Source organism: Pedobacter sp. AK017 (assembly GCF_014200825.1).
GTDB lineage: Bacteria > Bacteroidota > Bacteroidia > Sphingobacteriales > Sphingobacteriaceae > Pedobacter > Pedobacter heparinus.
The window spans coordinates 291480-312017 of sequence record NZ_JACHCW010000005.1; the positions used below are offsets into that span (position 1 = coordinate 291480).

General features: G+C 42.2%; 21 protein-coding genes. 12 read left to right on the forward strand and 9 right to left on the reverse strand.

Annotated features, from left to right (window positions below; translation table 11 throughout):
* Positions 1–28: 28 nt before the first annotated feature.
* Complete coding sequence (locus tag HDC92_RS09405; RefSeq protein ID WP_183874000.1) at positions 29–493, reverse strand: NUDIX domain-containing protein; 465 nt, start codon at positions 491–493, stop codon at positions 29–31.
* The gene (locus tag HDC92_RS09410; RefSeq protein WP_036675470.1) at positions 490–723 is read right to left on the reverse strand and encodes a hypothetical protein; all 234 of its coding nucleotides are present in this window, start codon (positions 721–723) and stop codon (positions 490–492) included. The genes HDC92_RS09405 and HDC92_RS09410 overlap by 4 nt, the downstream gene beginning before the upstream one ends.
* Positions 724–904: 181 nt before the next feature.
* Between HDC92_RS09410 and HDC92_RS09415 the strand changes: the two genes are divergently transcribed.
* The 3 genes from HDC92_RS09415 to HDC92_RS09425 all read left to right on the forward strand — a co-directional run bounded on the left by HDC92_RS09415 (position 905) and on the right by HDC92_RS09425 (position 2666).
* On the forward strand, positions 905–1552 hold the full coding sequence (locus tag HDC92_RS09415) for a DUF4136 domain-containing protein (RefSeq protein ID WP_143715682.1): 648 nt from the start codon (positions 905–907) through the stop codon (positions 1550–1552).
* Between the two features lie 138 nt (positions 1553–1690).
* A complete protein-coding gene (locus HDC92_RS09420; protein ID WP_012780820.1) occupies positions 1691–2128 on the forward strand; it encodes a peptidylprolyl isomerase in 438 nt (145 codons plus the stop codon).
* A 1-nt stretch (position 2129) separates the two neighbouring features.
* On the forward strand, positions 2130–2666 hold the full coding sequence (locus HDC92_RS09425) for a DUF5606 domain-containing protein (RefSeq protein ID WP_012780821.1): 537 nt from the start codon (positions 2130–2132) through the stop codon (positions 2664–2666).
* A gap of 69 nt (positions 2667–2735) precedes the next feature.
* On the opposite strand, the gene HDC92_RS25135 is transcribed toward HDC92_RS09425, so the two are convergent.
* Both HDC92_RS25135 and rlmH read right to left on the reverse strand, forming a co-directional pair.
* A complete protein-coding gene (locus HDC92_RS25135; protein ID WP_012780822.1) occupies positions 2736–2864 on the reverse strand; it encodes a hypothetical protein in 129 nt (42 codons plus the stop codon).
* Between the two features lie 59 nt (positions 2865–2923).
* Positions 2924–3397, reverse strand: a complete 474-nt coding sequence (rlmH, locus tag HDC92_RS09430) for a 23S rRNA (pseudouridine(1915)-N(3))-methyltransferase RlmH (protein ID WP_183874002.1) — start codon at positions 3395–3397, stop codon at positions 2924–2926.
* Positions 3398–3501: 104 nt separating this feature from the next.
* Between rlmH and HDC92_RS09435 the strand changes: the two genes are divergently transcribed.
* From HDC92_RS09435 to HDC92_RS09445, 3 genes are read left to right on the forward strand one after another with little or no spacing between them, the layout of a single operon-like run.
* Entirely contained in the window at positions 3502–5316 is a 1815-nt protein-coding gene (locus tag HDC92_RS09435; protein WP_183874004.1) for a MutS-related protein, read from the forward strand.
* Between the two features lie 37 nt (positions 5317–5353).
* A complete protein-coding gene (locus HDC92_RS09440; protein WP_012780825.1) occupies positions 5354–6691 on the forward strand; it encodes a GH1 family beta-glucosidase in 1338 nt (445 codons plus the stop codon).
* Between the two features lie 38 nt (positions 6692–6729).
* The gene (locus HDC92_RS09445; RefSeq protein ID WP_183874006.1) at positions 6730–7143 is read left to right on the forward strand and encodes a putative signal transducing protein; all 414 of its coding nucleotides are present in this window, start codon (positions 6730–6732) and stop codon (positions 7141–7143) included.
* Positions 7144–7198: 55 nt separating this feature from the next.
* Here HDC92_RS09445 and HDC92_RS09450 read toward each other — a convergent pair whose 3' ends face one another.
* The 3 genes from HDC92_RS09450 to HDC92_RS09460 form a co-directional block, all read right to left on the reverse strand.
* Complete coding sequence (locus tag HDC92_RS09450; protein ID WP_012780827.1) at positions 7199–7726, reverse strand: DUF3575 domain-containing protein; 528 nt, start codon at positions 7724–7726, stop codon at positions 7199–7201.
* A gap of 145 nt (positions 7727–7871) precedes the next feature.
* Positions 7872–10148, reverse strand: coding sequence for an aconitate hydratase (locus HDC92_RS09455; protein WP_183874008.1), 2277 nt, complete (start codon positions 10146–10148; stop codon positions 7872–7874).
* A gap of 272 nt (positions 10149–10420) precedes the next feature.
* Positions 10421–11038: a polysaccharide deacetylase family protein gene (locus HDC92_RS09460; protein ID WP_183874010.1), complete on the reverse strand. Its 618-nt coding sequence runs from the start codon at positions 11036–11038 to the stop codon at positions 10421–10423.
* 45 nt (positions 11039–11083) lie between these two features.
* Between HDC92_RS09460 and HDC92_RS09465 the strand changes: the two genes are divergently transcribed.
* The 4 genes from HDC92_RS09465 (at position 11084) to HDC92_RS09480 (ending at position 15407) form a co-directional block, all read left to right on the forward strand.
* On the forward strand, positions 11084–12535 hold the full coding sequence (locus HDC92_RS09465) for a TolC family protein (protein ID WP_183874012.1): 1452 nt from the start codon (positions 11084–11086) through the stop codon (positions 12533–12535).
* A gap of 36 nt (positions 12536–12571) precedes the next feature.
* Positions 12572–13933 carry an efflux RND transporter periplasmic adaptor subunit gene (locus HDC92_RS09470; RefSeq protein ID WP_183874014.1) on the forward strand — a complete coding sequence of 454 codons (1362 nt, stop codon included), beginning with the start codon at positions 12572–12574 and terminating at the stop codon, positions 13931–13933.
* A gap of 75 nt (positions 13934–14008) precedes the next feature.
* Entirely contained in the window at positions 14009–15007 is a 999-nt protein-coding gene (locus HDC92_RS09475; RefSeq protein WP_183874016.1) for an NAD(P)H-dependent glycerol-3-phosphate dehydrogenase, read from the forward strand.
* 46 nt (positions 15008–15053) lie between these two features.
* Positions 15054–15407, forward strand: coding sequence for a hypothetical protein (locus HDC92_RS09480; protein WP_183874018.1), 354 nt, complete (start codon positions 15054–15056; stop codon positions 15405–15407).
* Positions 15408–15464: 57 nt separating this feature from the next.
* Here HDC92_RS09480 and HDC92_RS09485 read toward each other — a convergent pair whose 3' ends face one another.
* On the reverse strand, positions 15465–17342 hold the full coding sequence (locus HDC92_RS09485) for a DEAD/DEAH box helicase (protein ID WP_183874020.1): 1878 nt from the start codon (positions 17340–17342) through the stop codon (positions 15465–15467).
* Positions 17343–17426: 84 nt separating this feature from the next.
* A complete protein-coding gene (locus HDC92_RS09490; protein ID WP_012780835.1) occupies positions 17427–17891 on the reverse strand; it encodes a DUF4293 domain-containing protein in 465 nt (154 codons plus the stop codon).
* 89 nt (positions 17892–17980) lie between these two features.
* Between HDC92_RS09490 and truA the strand changes: the two genes are divergently transcribed.
* Together truA and HDC92_RS09500 are read left to right on the forward strand one after the other, a co-directional pair.
* On the forward strand, positions 17981–18766 hold the full coding sequence (gene truA, locus HDC92_RS09495; protein ID WP_183874022.1) for a tRNA pseudouridine(38-40) synthase TruA: 786 nt from the start codon (positions 17981–17983) through the stop codon (positions 18764–18766).
* A 1-nt stretch (position 18767) separates the two neighbouring features.
* Positions 18768–20534 (forward strand): ABC transporter ATP-binding protein, encoded by a 1767-nt coding sequence (locus HDC92_RS09500; protein WP_183874024.1) that lies wholly within the window; start codon positions 18768–18770, stop codon positions 20532–20534.
* Positions 20535–20538 lie beyond the last annotated feature (4 nt).

Consider the following 20538-nt stretch of genomic DNA (forward strand, 5'->3'; position numbering starts at 1 on the left):
TAAATTATAGGCTTCGGGTACCGCTACATCAGATGTTGTTTTTTGCCAGGTTGCTAAACTGATGCAACAGGTCCTGCTGCTTTTCATTGATCAGTTTGCAGGCTTCTTCAAAGCAATGCCATTCTGCACGATCTATTTCAGGGAAGACCTGTTTTTTTGCCGAATGTGGCGGCCATTCCAGTTCAAAAGTGTTGCTGCGGATGGCTGTAGCGTCCAGGTCGCCTTCAACGGCCCAGCAATGCACCTGTTTGCCACCTTTCTGGACAATAGGGTTTAAGGGAATAAAATGACCAGATGGCCGATAGCCTGTTTCTTCCTCAAATTCCCTGATGGCCGTATGTAGTGGGGCTTCGTCCATGTTGGACTCACCTTTAGGGATGGTCCAGCTTCCGGCATGTTTATTTACAAAGAAAGGGCCGCCGGGATGCACCAGAAAAAATTCTGGTTGGCCCGATCTCCACCTGTATAACAATATGCCGTAACTCTGTTTCATTTAGCATAAACAACTTCAAACCCACCATATAAAGCCATCTCGGCAGAATGGTGAACAGTTAGTTTGAGCTTCATTTTTTCAATCAGTTCTTTCGCAAAAGTAATGCTGCGGTGCAAGTCATTGTTACCCCTGATCTCAATTCCTCTGGCCAGCAGCTTAAACTTGTTGGGTTCAAATTTTTCAATAAATTTTTGAAGGTCTGTACTCGTGTTGGTCTCTTTTTTCTGCATAAAATCTGAAAGTTTAATATGTGTTAAAACTGAAAGCAACATAAAATGTTTGAATGATGTTTTGAACATGGACAGCGTTATCCACATTTAGACAGAAGTTTCCGCAACGGAGTAACGCTATTTTTACCGGCAAATCTTAAACCTTTTTGTATTTCTTTTGTTCTACACTAAAATCTAGATCATGAAACGAATAATGTTATATATCATGCTGCTGATCAGTGGGATGATATGGTCTTGCAGCCCCATTACCAGGGTTACAGGATCCTGGGTAGATACTTCTGCAAGGGGTAAGACCTTATTGAGCGGACAAACCATTTTCATCACCTCGCTAACCCGGAATATGAAAGTGAGAACAGAACTCGAAAATGGGTTTAGCACATTGGTTGGAGAGAAAAATGTAAAAACAGTAAAAGGAAACGATTTCTTTAACCCTGAATTTTATCAGAAAATACCGGCAGAAAAACAAGTGCTTTCAAAAATCAGGAACTCGGGTGCAAACTATATCCTTACGATATCTCTGATCGACAAAAACAGTGAGACCAGGTACGTTCCCGGAAATAATATGTATGCTCCCTATCCTTTTTACAGATGGTATGGCGGATTTTATAGTTATTACAATTACTGGGGCCCCAGGTTTTACGAGCCCGGTTATTACGTAACCGACAGAACTTATTTTATGGAAACCAATCTGTATGATATAGACGGAAATAAGCTGGTATGGTCTGCGCAGTCGGAAACGGTTAATCCTGGTTCTATTGATAATTTTGTAAGAACTTATCCTAAAGTAATGGTAGATCAGCTGGTTAAAGATGGTTTATTGGCTAAGTAAAAGTGTTTTTTGGTATCTGATCCTAAAAAAGCGGCCATATCAATTGATATGGCCGCTTTTTTATATTTAACGCTTTTTAACATCATTCGCTTCTGTAATCGTATGATTTTACTATTTTTGCCATTTACAAAAATGATCATGAGCAAAGCAATAATTAAAACAGATAAAGGTGACATGACGGTTCAGTTTTATGACCAGGATGCACCAAATACAGTTGCTAACTTTTTAAAATTAGCAAAAGATGGTTTTTATAACGGTGTAACCTTTCATAGGGTAATCCCTAATTTTGTTGTTCAGGGTGGAGATCCTACCGGAACAGGTGCAGGTGGCCCGGGTTATAAAATTGATTGCGAGCTGACGGGTGAAAACCAATATCATGACCGTGGTGTATTGTCTATGGCACATGCCGGAAGAAATACAGGCGGCTCGCAGTTTTTTATCTGCCACAGCAGAGACAATACTGCGCACCTTGACAGAAACCATACCTGCTTTGGTAAGGTAATTGAAAATGTTGATGTTGTAGACGACATCAGACAAGGTGACAAAATTTTAGGAATCGAAGTAATAGAAGATTAATATGAATTTAAGAGGAATTGTAGCAGTATCTGGAAGACCTGGTTTATTTAAACTGGTTGGTCAGAACAAAGCAGGATATGTTCTTGAAAGCCTGGATGCCCAGAAAGTTAAAATTGTAGCCAATATCACTACAACCAAACTGGCATCGTTAGAAGACATTACAGTATACGGCGAAGATGAAGATCTGAAGTTAACGGATGTTTTGGCCAATATGGTAGCTGCAAAAGGAGAGGTTCCTGATGCAAAGGCAGATCCTAAAGTGCTGAAAGCATTTTTTTCAGAAGTAGCCCCAAACCACGATCAGGAGAAAGTTTATGCTTCTGATATGAAAAAAATTGTGAGCTGGTACCATTTGCTTAAAGACCTTCCGCTATTTAATGAAGAAGCCCCTGCAGCCCCTGCAGAAGGTGAAGCCGTTAAAGAAGATAAAGCAGAGAAAAAGCCTAAAGCTACACCTAAGCCGGCCAATGCAAAGGCCCCGAGTAAAACGGCCCAGCCAGCTAAAAAGGCCAATATGACGAGCAAAAAAGGAGTATAATGACCTCCTGGTGAAATATAAAAGGGCGCCTTTTGGGTGCCCTTTTATATTTACATCCTTTTTGTTTTACTAAAACAGGTACCAGATCAGCAAAAAGGCAATAATAGAGACCACAATTGCTATAATATAGCTTAGCCTGTCTTTTTTGGTGTCACTTTTAAACCTGTAATCCCGCTTATAATCCGATGGTAAACGCATAATAACCTCCTTTTATGTCATGATGTTTTGCGGCTCTGATTTCCACAAAACCTTTTTTATTATTCGTGGTGATAGGGCTCACCTTTCAATATGCTAAATGCCCTGTAAAGCTGCTCTACAAAAAACAAACGCACCATCTGATGCGAGAAAGTCATGTCTGACAGCGACATGCTGCCGTTGGCCCGCCTGTAAATACTTTCGTCAAAACCATAAGGCCCCCCAATCATAAAAACCAAATGCTGAACACTTCCAATCATCTGTTTGTTTAAATAATTTGAAAAAGAAACGGAAGTATACTTCTTTCCTTTTTCATCCAGCAAAATTACCGAATCCAGATTACTGACCTGCTTTAAGATCAGCTCTGCTTCCTTTGATTTTTGCTGGGCCTCTGTAAGGTTCTTTGTATTCTTCAGTTCAGGGATCACTACCAGGTTAAAACCAATATAGTGTTTCAGCCTGCTCAGGTATTTGTCAATCCCCTCAACCAGGTATTTATCCTCTGTCTTCCCTACAACCAGTAACGTAATCTTCATTTAATTGATCTATTGTTTATCTTAGCACCTAAACGTTCCGTAACACTTTGTCCTGATTCTGGTCAAAGTACAGCGCGATAAATTATTCAGGAATTTCAAATATAATGGTAAAAACAAAACATAGCATCCTTAACGATTATCAAAATAAAGCTGCACAACAACAAAAGCAGATTGACGGGCTTAAACGCAAATTAAATAACATCTCCTTTTCGAGGTTAGGGCTCTTTATTGCCGAGATCCTTATGGTAGCCCTGATCATTAATTTTGGTTTCGAATGGTTTTTTGGGGTATTACTTTTTGTGCCGCTGGTACTTTTTCTGGTCCTGGTCAAAAAACAAACTACCGTTCAAAAAGAGCTAGCTTATACCAAGGCCTTGTTATGGGTTTATCAGAACGAGATAAACCAGTTAAGCGACGGTAGGAACGGATATGACAATGGTAACGCTTATGCTGATGAATACCATCCGTACGCATCCGATCTGGATATTTTTGGACAGGGTTCGCTGTATTCGTATGTTAACCGTTGCAATACCAATGACGGACTAGACCTGCTGGCTGCCAATCTGAGCAGGGCAAACGATAAAGCTACCATCCTGCAAAGACAGGAGGCCATAGCCGAATTGATAAACCACATCGCACAAACCTTTCATTTCAGGGCCGAGTTACAAGACCATAAACCGGAACAGCTGCGTGTTATAAAAAATAAACTACAGCACGAATTGCCAGGGCAGCTTAAGTTTGCCCGCAACCGGACCCTCAGGTTATATGTTAAACTTGTTCCCTTTGTAACCATGGGTATGCTGGCCCTGGCTATAGGGTATGGTGGCTTGTTGTGGCAGTTTTTTGCCCTGGTCCTGCTTTTCAATTCCGGCCTTACTTTTTTTAACCTTGCTGCCATTAACCGGGTTTATAATGGGTTTAGTAAAGGATCGGCCATGCTCAATGCATTTGCTGGTACCGTAAAATGGACTGAGGATGTAAAATGGAACAGCACTTATATCAAAGGCTTTTTTGACAGCAGTAAGTCCGATCAGCCGGTGAGCGCACAGATCAAGAGCTTGTCGGCCATTATCCAGGCTTTTGATGCCAGACTAAACATCATTGTCAGCGCATTCCTGAACCTCTTTTTACTATGGGACCTGAAGTGTTCCATTAACCTGAGCAACTGGCACGACAAGTCGTCTATACAGCTGATCAAAGGGATGCTGCGGATCAGTCAGTTTGAAGAACTGATCTCTTTTGCTACCTTAAGTTATAACCAGCCCGACTGGAACTTCCCTTTAATTGAAGACAATTTTCATTTTAGCGCCAGCAAACTTGGTCATCCGCTCATTCCTGAAAAGGTACGTGTACTAAACGATTTTAATGTAACCGCTCATCCAACTGTTGATATTGTAACAGGCTCTAATATGGCTGGAAAAAGTACTTTCCTGCGTACAGCGGGTATCAATATGGTACTTGCTTTTACCGGTGCAGCGGTTTGCGCAGCCCAAATGTCGGTATCCATTTTCAATATCCTGTCGTATATGCGGATCAAAGACTCGTTAAACGACCAGACCTCTACCTTTAAAGCAGAGCTGAACCGCTTAAAAATGATCCTGGATGCGATACAGACCAACCGGAATTCTTTTGTGCTGATAGATGAAATGCTGAGGGGAACCAATAGCAAAGATAAATACCTCGGCTCCAAAGTGTTCATAGAAAAAATGATCGAACAAAAGACCCCCGCATTATTTGCTACACATGACCTGCAACTGTCTGAGATGGAGGAAGACCATCCGGAAAAGATCCGTAATTATCATTTCGATATCCAGATCTCGGAAGGAGAGATGAACTTCGATTATAAGTTAAAACATGGGCCCTGTAAAACTTTTAATGCAGCTTTGCTGCTGAAACAGATAGGCTTAACGTTAACTTAATATAGGATTACCATATTGCCTTTTAATAACAACAGATATGATCAGGGCCTCAGATTTTGGAAATGATTTTTTATGGGGTGTGGCCACGGCTGCGGCACAGATTGAAGGTGCTGCCGAAGGGTATGGTAAAGGTTTGTCTATATGGGATACCTTTTCCAAACGATCCGGGAAAATCAAAAAAGGACATCTGCCAACTCATACCTGCGATTTTTATCACAGTTATAAAGCAGATATTGCCCTTGTAAAAATGCTGGGTTTCGGTATTTTTCGTTTCTCTATTTCCTGGCCTCGCATCCTGCCCAACGGCAAAGGGCGCATCAATCCGGAAGGGATTCTGTTTTATCATCAGGTTATAGATGAATGCTTGCTGCAGGGTATTGTACCTTACATTACTTTATACCACTGGGACCTGCCCGATGCACTGGAAGATGAGGGTGGATGGACGGCTTTTTCTGTCAACAACAGCTTTAACCACTTTGTTACCGTATGTGCAAAAGCATATGGTGATAAAGTGAAAAACTGGATCGTATTGAACGAGCCTTTTGGCTTTACTTCACTGGGTTATATGCTTGGTGTACACGCTCCAGGCAAAACAGGACTCACTAATTTTTTCTCTGCCGTTCATCATACGGCAATTGCACAGGCCGACGGAGGCCGGATATTAAGAGCTGAAGTTCAAAATGCACATATTGGTACCAGCTTTTCCTGCTCCGAAATTATTCCCTATACACAAAGTGATTCCGACCTGCTGGCCTCAAAACGGGTTGATTGCCTCATGAACCGTTTGTTTATAGAGCCAGCATTGGGTATGGGTTATCCGACGGCCGACTGGGAGCTGATGGAAAAGTTTTCTATCCAGCATTCTACCTGGAGGCATACTGAACGCCTGGCCTTCGATTTTGATTTTATAGGCCTGCAGAACTATTTTCCACTAACCATCAAATACAATGCTTTTATTCCTGTGGTACAGGCCTGGGAAGTAAAGGCCAAAAGCCGTAAAAAGCCGCATACTGCCATGGGCTGGGAAATTAATGCCGGCAGTTTTTACAACATTATCAAACAGTTTAGCGCCTATCCCAATATCAAAAGTTTAATGATTACCGAAAATGGGGCGGCCTATCACGATAAACTGATCCATAACCAGGTGCATGACCAGGACCGGATTGATTATTTTCAGCAATACCTGGGCGCGCTGTTAAAGGCAAAGCAGGAGGGGCTCAACATTACCGGCTATATGGCCTGGACACTGATGGACAATTTTGAATGGGCAGAAGGTTTTAATGCCCGCTTTGGCCTGGTGCATACCGATTTTAAGACCCAACAGCGTACTGTTAAAGATTCCGGACTTTGGTTTAGGGACTTCCTTCGCCGTTAAGGTTTTTTTAGGTATATTTAGCTAAAAGGCAATAAAAAATGGATAAAATTGTAGTATTTGAGACCTATTATAACCCTATAGAAGCCAATATTGTAAAAGCAAGATTAATAGATAGTGGTGTACAGTGTTTTTTGTCTGACGAAAATACAATTACGATTAATCCGCTGTATACACAGGCATTGGGAGGTGTAAAGTTGCATTTATTTGAAAAAGATGTGGAACTGGCCAGAAGTATACTACAGGATGAGCTGGCCGAAATTCCATTGACAGCAGAAGCCGAAGTTGCTGATATTGAAGTATGCCCTAAATGTGGTTCCTCTAATGTGGGTTATGTACAGGCTACCAAAAAGCGCTTTGGTATATTTACTATAATTGTTTCTTTACTGTTGATGGTTTATCCTTTTCATGCCAGAAAAACCTATCATTGTTTCAATTGCGAAAATGAATTCTAAAGTAAAAACCCTCCAGGACGCAGTCATGAAGGGTTTATTAAATAATTTTTCTGGTCTAGAAGCCGAAACCAATGGCAACGCCGGTGCGAAGGCCAAAACCTTCTATGCCACCTTTGATATCCGGTTCATTGGCGCCTGAAGTAGCTTTGTACTTACCGTTGTTGTAGCTGGGGCCGAAGAAGAGGTCTAAAGTAAACCCACTACCATATACCCACTGATAGCCCATCAGCGCACCTCCGCCAAATGAAGTGTATTTACCTTCATCTGATCCGTCAGAAACAGTATAATTCTGATACCTTAAAAACGGTGCAGCATAAAGACCGGCAGGTGCATTTTTTTTGAGATAAAAGCGCAGTTCTGGTGTAAGGGCTAGGCCCGTAAATTTGGTATCACTGATTTTGATACCAGTATAGGCAACACCAAGCTGTGCAGACATACCATCGCTGATTTTGCGTTCGTAAAATACCGATCCGGTTCTTAACAGCGCACTTAGAGGATTAATTTTAATGGTATTTTGTACGTCCTGAGCTTTCGCACAAAAAAAAGTGAGTGCCGTTACAGCACACAACAATAACTTTCTCATAATTTTAATTCGTTTGATTTAATTTGTTTGAGCCGCAAAAATAATACTTAAATCGATTAACGCAAATAAAAAGCCTCAGCCTGGTAAACCAGGCTGAGGCTGTATGGTATTGTAATTCAATTGAACTACAGGATTTTTGTTGTTGCTATGCGTTTTTAGCAGCAGCTTCTCTGCGGATGATATTTAGTGCACCACCTGCTTTAAACCATTCAATCTGTTGTGCATTGTAGCTGTGGTTAACAGAAATTTCCTCTTTAGAACCGTCAGCATGGTGCAATACCAGTGTTAAGGGAACATTAGGGCTAAAAGTTGTCAAACCTACAATGTCGATAGTGTCGTCTTCCAGGATCTTATCGTAATCGTCCTTATTGGCAAATGTTAAACCGAGCATACCTTGTTTTTTAAGGTTGGTTTCATGGATACGGGCAAAAGATTTTACCAGTACGGCACGTACACCAAGGTGACGTGGCTCCATAGCTGCGTGCTCGCGGCTTGAACCTTCACCATAGTTTTCATCACCTACTACAATAGAACCTATTCCTGCTGCTTTATAAGCACGTTGTGTTGCCGGAACCGGACCATATTCGCCAGTCAGTTCATTCTTAACGTTGTCAGTTTTGTCGTTAAAGAAGTTTACAGCACCGATCAGCATGTTGTTGGAAATGTTGTCCAGGTGGCCACGGAATTTTAACCATGGGCCAGCCATAGAGATGTGGTCTGTTGTACATTTTCCCTTTGCTTTGATCAGGAGTTTCAGGCCTTTAAGGTCTGTGCCTTCCCATGGTGTAAACGGATCAAGCAATTGCAACCTGTGCGAAGTAGGAGAAACAAGCACTTGTACGCCGCTGCCATCTGCAGCTGGCTCCTGATAGCCCGCATCTTCAACAGCATAGCCATTTACTGGCAGTTCATCACCTTTTGGCGGATCTAATTTAACCTGTTCGCCTTTATTATTGGTTAAAGTATCAGTTAAAGGATTAAAACTAAGATCGCCGGCAATAGCAATTGCAGCCACAACTTCCGGAGAGGTCACAAAAGCAAAAGTATTGGGGTTACCATCGGCACGTTTGGCAAAATTTCTGTTAAACGAGTGTACAATGGTATTTTTCTCTTGTTTTTCGGCACCAACTCTGTCCCACATCCCAATACATGGTCCGCAGGCATTGGTAAAGATGGTAGCATTCAGATCTTCAAAAGTTTTTAATAAGCCGTCGCGGTTCGCTGTATAGCGTACCTGCTCCGATCCGGGATTGATCCCGAAGTCGGCCTTGGTAGTTAAACCTTTGTCGATGGCCTGTTTGGCAATAGATGCAGCTCTCGACAAATCTTCGTAAGATGAATTGGTACATGAACCGATCAGGCCCCATTCTACTTTTAACGGCCAGCCGTTTGCTGCTGCAACCTCTTTCATTTTAGAAATAGGGGTAGCCAGATCCGGCGTAAAAGGACCGTTCAGGTAGGGTTCCAGTTCAGAAAGGTTGATCTCGATCAGCTGATCAAAATATTTTTCAGGTTCTGCATATACTTCTGCATCACCGGTCAGGTGTTCTTTGACTGCATTTGCAGCATCAGCCACATCTGCCCTGTTTGTTGCACGTAAATAACGCTCCATGCTTTCGTCGTATCCAAAAGTAGAAGTGGTTGCGCCAATTTCAGCACCCATGTTACAGATGGTGCCCTTACCTGTACAGCTCATGCCTGTTGCACCGTCACCAAAATATTCAACGATGGCGCCAGTGCCACCTTTTACAGTTAAGATACCTGCAACCTTAAGGATTACATCTTTTGGCGAGGCCCAGCCATTCAGCTTTCCGGTTAATTTAACACCAATCAGTTTAGGGAATTTAAGTTCCCAAGGCAAACCAGCCATTACATCGCAGGCATCAGCACCACCAACACCAATGGCAACCATACCCAAGCCACCCGCGTTAACGGTATGTGAGTCGGTACCAATCATCATTCCACCCGGGAAAGCATAATTTTCCAGCACCACCTGGTGGATGATACCTGCTCCTGGTTTCCAGAAACCAATACCATATTTGTTAGAAACAGATGCTAAAAAGTCGAAAACTTCTTTACTCTCTGTATTTGCAGCAGGTAAATCAATTGCTGCACCAAGTTTAGCTGTAATCAGGTGATCGCAATGAACGGTAGAAGGAACCGCTACCTGAGGTCTGCCTGCCTGCATAAACTGCAGTAAAGCCATTTGTGCAGTAGCATCCTGCATGGCCACACGGTCAGGAGCAAAATCTACATAATCCACACCCCTGTTGTAAGAAGTATTTGCAGTGCCACCCCAAAGGTGGGTATAAAGTATTTTTTCTGAAAGTGTTAAAGGTCTGCCTACTAATTTACGGGCCGCCTCTACACGGGGGCCAAAGTTTGCATACACCTTTTTGATCATTTCTATATCAAAAGCCATTGATAATATGTATTAAAAGGGTAAGTTATTACAATAATTGGTAGCGAATTTACAAAAAAAAACAGCCCTTCATGATCATCCGCAGATCATTATATTATTTATACCTATTCTAAATAATGCAGGGCGGATTTTCTGCTGCTGCACAGCGGGCGGCGGGCTTGTGGTGCGTGGTAGCATGAGCCTGTTCATATCTCGGGATTTTCCTGCTTTAATCCTGGTTTTATCCTGTCCGACCAAGAGGATAGCAAGAGGAAAGCAAGACAAAAATACCATCAGAGTAAGGCAAACTCAAAACCCTTTTCCTTAAAATACTGCAGGCAGCGGGGCAAAGCATATTCCAGCCTGTCAAAAGCCTTCAGGCTGTCGTGGAATACAATGATAGAACCATTACGTGTATGTCTGATCACATTTTGGTAGCACTTTTGGGGCGATAGGCCGGTGTCAAAGTCCCCGCTCAGTACATCCCACATGATCAGCTGCATTTCCGGCATTAAAGCCCTGATGCCCGAGGCCTGTGATTTTTTGATGCGGCCATAAGGGGGGCGGAATAAGCTGGTACCCGTGAGTTCCTGACATTGCCGAAAATTATCGAGGTAGTATTGGTCCTCAGTTATCCAGCCTTTCAGGTGGTTAAATGTGTGGTTGCCAATCTGGTGTCCTTCTCTTTTAATCTGTTCAAAAATATCAGGATGCTTAACGATATTGTCACCGATGCAAAAAAAAGTTGCCTTAGTATCAAAATTTTTTAAAGTTTTTAAAACAAAAGCTGTAACATCGGGTATGGGTCCATCGTCAAAGGTTAAATAAATAACTTTTTGATCGCGGTTTTTATTCCATGTTAACTTTGGGTAATACCATTTTAACAATAGTGGTGATTTGACCAGGTACATATCCAAATGTAAGTTGTTTGTATTAATATTGTGAAAAAAAAATCTATGAAGACAGTCATCTCCTATAATACATTACTTAAACTTAGCTTTGCTTTGTCTTTTATTTTACTGCTGGGCCAGCCACAAAAATCGGCTGCGCAGGAAGTAATTACCATTCAGCAGGCAATTGAGGAAACATTGCACAATAACCTTCAGATCAAACAAGCTAAGCTTACTGAAAGCCTTTCCGACGAAAACCTCAGTCAGGCCAAGAATGCGCTTTTGCCAACACTAAATGGTAGCGGGAGTTTCAATACCAATTTCGGACGAAGTCTGGATCCTTCAACACAATCTTTTAACAGCCAGAAGTTCTCTTCTTTTAATGGTGGAGTTTCTACTAGCGTAACTGTATTTCAGGGCTTTCAGAAGCTCAACCAGATTAAGCAGAACAAGCTTTTACTGGATGCCGACAAAACTAATGTAGAAAAAATTAAAAATGACCTGGTGCTGCAGGTGGTTACTGCTTATATGCAGATCCTGTATAACAAAGATTTTTTACAGGCAGCAAAACAGCAGCTTACTGTAGCCCAGAAACAATTGAAACAGCAACAGGAATTACTCGATGTAGGCAATAAAACACTGGCCGACCTGGCTGAATCTAAGTCGCAGGTGGCAACGGCAGAACTGGATGTAACTACTGCTGAAAATGCGCTCACCATTTCTTATTTAACCCTGGCCCAGTTAATGGATATTCCGTCTTCAACTAAATATCAGGTTAAGGCCCCTGATGTAGCTAACTTTGAAAATTCGGCATTCATTTATGATCCTGAACAGGTATATACAGATGCACTTTCTTTTTTCCCGGATATTAAACTGGCTGGTTTAAGAAGTGAAGCCACTAAGAAGGGGATTACGATTGCCAAAGGGAATTACTACCCAAGCCTGTCTTTTGGGGCAGGTCTGAACTCCAACTATTCAAGTGGCAGACAGCGGATAACTTCTATACAGGCGAACGGCTTTAAAGAAATTGGGAGAACACAGACAACAAATGAGGCTGTAGTAACGCCCGATTTTACAACGTTTGCAGAAAACTATAAGTTTAAAGACCAGCTTACAGATAATTTTGGCCAGTATGTTGGTGTAAGGCTGGAGATTCCGATTTTTAATGGCTTTACTGCGCGGTCCAGTGTAAGAAAGGCAAAAATCAACTACCAGCAAAACCAGACTGATGAGCAACTGACAAAGAATAACCTGAATAAAGTAATTTATCAGGCTGTTGCAGATTTAAAAGCTGCCCGGAGTACTTTTGAATCTTCAACCAGAACGTTTAATGCCAGAAAAGAAGCTTTTTCTGTAATTGAACAGCGCTATAATGTAGGTCTGGTAAATGCATTGGATTACAGTACTTCCCAAACCAATAAAAATAAAGCAGAAATAGACATGATCAGGGCTAAATACGACCTGCTTTTCAAAGCAAAGGTGATTGATTATTACCTGGGTAAACAGATTGTTTTTTAACCGTTCACAAGAAATTATTATATAACACACATCAGCATGAAATTAAAAACCATATTAATTATAACAGGCGTTCTCATCGCCCTTCTGGCGATCGGTGTATTTACCGGGGTGATTGGCGGCGACAAGAGTGAAAAGATTACCACAGAAAAAGTTGCAGAAAGAAAAGTTGTGGAAACCGTTACCGCAAGTGGAAAAATACAGCCCGAAACAGAAGTAAAACTAAGCTCAGAGGTATCGGGAGAGGTAACCGAACTGCTGGTTAAAGAAGGTGATGTGGTAAAGAAAGGGCAATTGCTGGTCAAGGTCCGCCCGGATGTATTGAAATCTGGCTACGACAGGGCTATTGCTTCAAACAGCTCGCAAAAGGCCAGTGTGGCTGCTGCGCAACAGATGTTACAGCAAAATCAGGCCAACTTTATAAATGCGGAAGCTACTTACAAGAGAAATGTAGAACTGTTCAATAAAAAGGTAATCTCTGCATCCGAGTTTGATGCTGCCAAAGCGGCTTACCTAACTGCTAAAACAAATTTAGGACGATCAAAAGAGGATTATACTGCTGCCAAATTTTTATTGGAACAAACAGGGGCAAATGTACAGGAGGCAAGTGCCAACCTGGCAAAAGCAACCATCTTTGCGCCGGTAGACGGGGTGATCTCCAAATTGTCTGTAGAACTGGGCGACCGTATCCTGGGAACCATCCAGAATGCAGGTACCGAGATCATGCGGATCTCCAATCTTTCTTCTATGGAAGTGAACGTGGATGTAAATGAGAACGACATCAACAGGGTTAAAGTGGGTGATAGCGCTGCTATTGAAGTAGATGCTTTTGCAGATAAGAAATTTAAAGGGGTGGTTACAGAGATTGCCAGTTCTTCGAAGGATGTTGGTTCGGCCACCAGTACGGTAGACCAGGTAACCAACTTTAACGTAAAGGTGCGTATCCTTGCAGAATCATACAGCAACATTACCGGTGGGGCCAAAGACCTTCCTTCGCCATTCAGACCAGGTTTGTCTGCTACTGTGGATATAGAAAGCGAGACTGTAAACGGGCTTTCTGTTCCTATTCAGGCTGTTTTTACAACTGATAAAAAGAAAGAGGGGGATAAGAACAAAAAAACTGATGACAACCAGGAAACTGCTGATAAGCAGAAGTCTAAATTAACAGATAAGAAAGTAAAACAATATGTTTATCTGTACAATACAGACCAGACCGTTAAACAGGTAGAAGTAAGCACAGGCATCCAGAACGATCAGTTCATCGTTATTAAATCCGGACTTAAAGCTGGCCAGGAAGTGGTAACCGGTCCATATTCTGCCATACAGAACAAATTAAAGGACGGAATGAAAGTAAAGAAAGTAACTAAGGATCAATTGTTTGCTGAACCAGGCAAGAAGTAAACTTTTTCAATACTTTTTAAATAAGTAAATTGTCCCGGTTTAAAACATTAAGCCGGGATTTTTTATTTATAATGTATGATACCTAAAGTCGCAGTGATTGGTGGGGGTAGTTGGGCTACTGCTATTATAAAAATGCTCTCAGATAATTTTTCAACAAAAGAGATCTATTGGTGGATGCGGAATGCGGATGCCATTAACCATTTGCAAAAATATAAGCACAACCCGAATTACCTGAGTTCTGTAGAGATCAGGATACCGGAGAACAACATCTCTGATGATCTTGCCACTATTGTTAACCTGGCTGATTACATCATACTGAATGTTCCGGCTGCGTTTCTTAAAGAAACACTCAGTAAGATCAGCCCGGAACAGTTCAAAGGCAAAAAGATTATCTCGGCAATTAAAGGCATCGTTCCAGAAGAAAACCAGATTATTGCCGAATTCCTGAACCAGAAATACCAGGTTCCTTTAGAGCATATCCTGGTCATCAGCGGACCCTGCCACGCAGAAGAAGTAGCGCTTGAAAAACTGTCCTATTTAACCATTGCTTCTGTAAATGTAGGCCTTGCGGGTTTTTTTGCCAATCTGCTCAACACCAGATATATCAAAACCAATGTTTCGGACGATATTTTTGGTACGGAATACGCTGCTGTCCTGAAAAACATTTATGCAGTAGCCAGTGGAATTTGTCATGGTATTGGCTATGGTGATAATTTTCAGGCTGTTTTAATTTCAAATGCGATCAGGGAGATCAAAAGGTTTGTAGATGTTGTACATCCCATTTCGAGGGACATTAAGGAGTCGGCCTATCTTGGCGATCTGCTGGTTACTGCCTATTCACAATTTAGCCGTAACCGTACATTTGGCAATATGATAGGGAAGGGCTATACGGTAAAATCGGCACAGCTGGAGATGAATATGATAGCCGAAGGTTATTACGCGGCCAGCTGTATGCATGTGATCAATAAAAAGTATAAAGTAGATATGCCAATCAGCCGTGCAGTATATGCTATCCTTTACGAAAAACATTCCCCTCAGATTGAAATGCGTTTGCTTACTGAACAGCTAAACTAAGCTGCAAACAAAATCATAGGTTGTTTGTTATAAGAGACAAAAACTTATGATGATGAAAACAAAGTATTTATCAGGGATATTAACCCTGGCTATTTGCGCCGCTCTTACTTTAAATGTTAAGGCTCAGGAAAAGAAAGAAAGCGGAGTAGGCAAAGCACTTGATAAAACCGGTAAAGCCATTGGCAAAACGGCTACAAAAGTAGGCAATAAAACGGCGGAGGTTGCGGTAAAGGGGACTTCTAAAGTTGCCGATCAAACGTTTAAAGGCAAAATGGCACCCGATGGATCTGATGTATATATTGATGGTAAAAATCAAAAATACTACATCAATAAAAAAGGGGCAAAGGTGTATCTGAAAGCTTCGCAGATTAAAGACAGGCCAGAGCCTAAAAAGAAATAAAATAAAAAGCCCTTCAGCAAATACCGAAGGGCTTTTTTTATAAAGAAGATCTGTATGTTATGATCTGCGCCTTCTGTCGCTTCCGCCTTCGCGTCTGCCGGCACCACCAGCACCTCTGTCTTCACGGCTCCTTCCGGAAAAATCCCTGAAACCACCGCCACTGCTACGTTCTCCGCCTTCACGTCTTCCGCTGCCATAGCTTTTTCGCTCAGCACCGCCGCTTCTTCCGCCACCGTAGCTGCCGCCTTCGCGTCTGCCACCGCCACCAAAGCCACCACGGCTACGGCCACCGCCGCCGCCATCAGTATCAGCAGTTTTTTCGATCCTTACGCCCCGGTTGTTAAATTCAACGCCTTTAAAGTTGTTGAATAAAGATTCCACAGTTGCATTTTCAACCTCAAAGAAAGAATAAACCCCTTTCAGGTCAATCTTGCCAATTGCTTTTCCGCTGATCTTACCATTGTTGCAAACAAAAGACAAGAGGTCGCCACGGGTAAAATCGTCAACAGAACCCAGGTTAATGAACAGACGGGTATAACCTTCGCTCGTTCTTGATCCTCTCTCGCCACGTTCACCGCGCTCGCCACGTTCACCGCGCTCGTCTGTAGAAGAGTTCAGGTCGGGTGCGTTTTTGTAATACTCTAAAAAGCGGTTAAACTCTAAAGATGCAAAACGCTTGATCACGTCCTCTTTGCTCAGTTCAGCAAATTCATCCATAATTCTGGGGATGTATTGCTCAATCTGGTTTTCGTTTACTTCTACATTGTGTACCTTGTGTACCAGGGCAAACAATTGTTTTTCGCAAACGTCGAAACCGGTAGGCAGGGCAGCTTTGGTAAACTGCTTTCCTATGATCCTTTCAATCTGACGGATTTTGCCAATCTCTTTCGAGTTTACGATACAGATGGAAATACCCGTTTTACCAGCACGACCGGTACGACCGCTACGGTGGGTATAACTTTCAATTTCATCCGGCAAAGAGTAATTGATTACGTGGGTTACATTGTTTACGTCTATACCACGTGCCGCTACATCAGTTGCAATTAACAATTGCATGTTGCGGTCGCGGAAACGTTGCATGACCTTGTCGCGTTGTTGCTGAGAAAGGTCGCCATGCAAAGCATCAGCATTGTAGCCGTCTTTGATCAGGTGTTCAGCCACATCCTGCGTATCCAGTTTGGTTTTACAGAAAACTACTGCAAAAATTTCCGGATTGAAATCCACAATGCGTTTTAAAGCAGCGTATTTATCTCTTGCACGTACAATGTAGTATTCATGCTCAATATTTACGTTACCCGTGTTTTTCGTACCCATGGTCAGCTCAACCGGTGAGTCCATGTAGTTTTTAGCTATTCTCCTTACCTCAGGAGGCATAGTAGCCGAGAATAACCAGGTTTTTTTGTCGTCAGGTGTAGTAGACAAAATGTCGTTAATGTCTTCCTGGAAGCCCATGTTCAGCATTTCGTCAGCCTCGTCAAGTACTACATATTTCACATTGGTGAAATCTATAGCCTTACGGCCAATAATGTCTAACATACGGCCCGGTGTAGCCACTACAATTTGTACACCGTTTCTAATTTCACGCAATTGCTGCATAATGTTTGCACCGCCATAAACGGCTACAACATTAGCACCAGAGGTGTTCTTTGAGAAATTCTTGATGTCGCTAGTAATCTGCAAGCAGAGCTCTCTTGTTGGGCATAAAATCAATGCCTGAGGCTTATTGCTCTTGAAGTCTATCAATTCTAACAGCGGCAAACCAAATGCGGCTGTTTTTCCTGTTCCTGTTTGGGCCAAACCAACAAAATCGTTATTGCCCTCTAACAGCACAGGAATACTTTGTTCCTGAATAGGTGTTGGATTTTCGAAACCTAAATCCTTTACAGCATTAACAACGTCATCACTTATCCCCAATTTACTAAATGGGTTTATCATGTATTATAATTTATTAAGCCGCAAAGGTAAGTTTAATTTTTGGTATTTTATTGATTCGTAACTAAATAAAAATCAATCAATTAATTATCTGAGCCTGTCGGCCGACCTGAGTAATTGCTCATCTTTTCTGATTCCGCGGATAGCAAGTGTACAAAACAGGAGGGCAAGGACAAACAGTGCAGAGCCTATATGCAGGGAAGAACCGCTGATTCCGCCGGGGAATAAAGATGCATTTAAAGCCGATAATACAGCTGTAGCAGCAATAAGTACCATGTTGATCATGATCAACCGCTTTTGCATCGGACGGTTTCTGAATTGAAAGATACAAACAAGGCACAATAAAATGGTTATTCCGTTTAAGACCATTGCGCCTATAGGTGTGGTTGAAATGCTTGTTCCATTTGCCTCTTTTACAGTTTGATGGTGTCCATCTATATAGAGTAAATATTCGGTATTGTTTACACTTTTAAATAGCAGAGGAAAAAAAAACAGGCAAATCAGCGTTAGGGCCGCCAATAAAAGCCATATAGATTGCACGCGTTGTATCATATCAGTTCAATAATTTTAACAAATATATTAAAAGGCAGATACTAAGCAATCCGATATCCGATTAAAAAGATAATTTTGTAGCCTTGAACATGCAGCGTTATTTTATCGAATTGTCTTACGACGGCACCCCATATCATGGCTGGCAGATCCAGCTAAATGCGACCACTGTGCAGGAATATTTGGACAGCGCACTGACTGTCTATTTTAGGCAGCCGGTAAGTACGTTAGGCTGCGGACGTACAGATACCGGTGTACATGCCAGCCAGTTCTTCGCACACTTCGACCTGCAAACGGAAGCCGAACAAAGTGAGGCCACAGGTATACCGGCCTCAAAATGCCCTGACCCATTGCGTTCAGTTAATGGCATTAATGCCTTGCTGCCTTACCAGATTGCAGTAAAACGTGTTTTTGAAGTTGCAAATACCGCCCATGCCCGTTTTGATGCTACAGCGCGCGCATACCATTACCACATTCATTTTCATAAAAACCCTTTTAAGCTGAACCGTTCCTGGTTCCATAAAGGCGAACTGGATATGGATGCCATGAACCGGGCTGCCAGCATACTTTTAGCTCATACCGATTTTTCCTGCTTCAGCAAATCACATACCCAAACCTTTACCAATAACTGCAAAATAACGGAGGCCTTTTTTGAAGAGATGGAAGATGGCGCTTTGCGGTTTACCATAAGGGCCGACAGGTTTTTAAGAAATATGGTGCGGGCAATTGTAGGTACACTGATCAGAATTGGCAAAAATGAACTTAACTTAGCAGAATTCGAACAGATTATTAAAAGCAAAAACCGCAGCAATGCCGGGCAATCTGTTCCCGCCTGTGGTTTGTATTTAGTAAATGTAATTTATCCCTTTGTGAAATAATATGTCTAAAATAACTGGTGATGCGTTTAATGTAAGCTTATTGAAAAGAGTTTTTCAGTACGTAAAACCTTACCGCAGCATTTTTATATGGTCTGTTGTACTTACTATCCTGCTGGCAGCCATTGCCCCGCTCAGGCCTATTCTTATTGGCTATACGCTCGATCACCACATTCTTACCGGAGATGGTCATGGTTTATTGAACATGACCATACTGATGCTCGTACTCCTGGTACTTCAAACGGTATTCCAATATAGTCATACACTGCTTACCAATACCCTTGGGCAATCGGCCATCCGCGATCTGCGCATCAACGTGTTTAACCACATTACCAAATTAAGGTTGAAGTATTTCGACAATACACCTATAGGTCAGCTCATCACCCGTACGGTATCGGACCTGGAAACCATTGCTGAAATCTTCTCCGAAGGCCTGATTGTCATTATCGGGGATGTGTTGATGGTAATTGTCATTATCGGTGTAATGGTGTATAAGGACTGGGCACTTACGCTTGTTGTATTGTTGCCTATGCCGCTGCTCATTATGGCCACTTCAGTTTTTCAGAAAGCGATTAAGTCGGCCTTTCAGGAAATCCGGACAGAGGTATCCAATTTAAATACCTATTTACAGGAACACATTACAGGCATTTCCATTATCCAGTATTTTTCCCGGGAAGAGCAGGAATATAAAAAGTTTGTAAAGATCAATGGTCGTTACCGCGATGCGAATATCCGCTCTAACTGGTACTATTCTATATTTTTTCCAGTTGTAGAGATCATTTCTGCTATGTCGCTCGGTTTACTGGTGTGGTATGGGGCTAAAACCATATTGAACGATTCAACCATTAAGCCAGGCATCATCACAGAATTTATCATGTATATCAGTATGCTGTTCAGGCCTATCCGCGAGCTTGCCGATAAGTTCAATACCCTGCAAATGGGAATGGTAGGGGCGGAGCGTGTTTTTAAAGTGCTGGACACCGATGAGGTTACGGTAAATGAAGGTTCTTTTGTACCCGAAAAAATGAAAGGTGCCATTGCCTTCGATAAAGTGTGGTTTGCCTATAATGATGAAAATTATGTGCTGAAAGACATTTCCTTCCAGGTACCAGCTGGAAAAACCATTGCGCTTGTTGGGGCTACAGGAGCCGGAAAGTCTTCTACCATCAACATCCTGAACAGATTTTACGAGATACAGAAGGGAGAGATCAAAGTAGACGGGGTGAAGATTCAGGATTATGAGCTCAATTTTTTACGCAGTAATATTGCTACCGTATTGCAGGATGTTTTCCTGTTTTCTGATACCATTTTCAATAACATTACTTTAAATAATGCCGATATCAGTATGGAACAGGTGGTTGATGCAGCAAAAAAGGTAGGGGCACATGATTTTATTGAGCGCCTGCCCGGCGGTTATCAGTACAATGTAATGGAGCGGGGTGCTACACTTTCTGCGGGGCAGGCCCAGTTGATCTCCTTTATCAGGGCGCTGGTGTATAACCCTGCAATACTGGTATTGGATGAGGCTACTTCTTCGGTTGATACGGAAACGGAAATGCTTATTCAGCGGGCTATAGAGAATCTGATGCAGGGGCGTACCTCCATTGTAATTGCGCACAGGTTGTCTACCATACAAAAGGCAGATAAAATACTGGTGCTGGATAAGGGGGAGATCAAGGAAATGGGGACGCATCAGCAACTGCTGAAGCTGAACGGCTATTATAAGAAACTGTATGACCTGCAGTTCAATTCTACCGGCATTTCTGCATAATAGC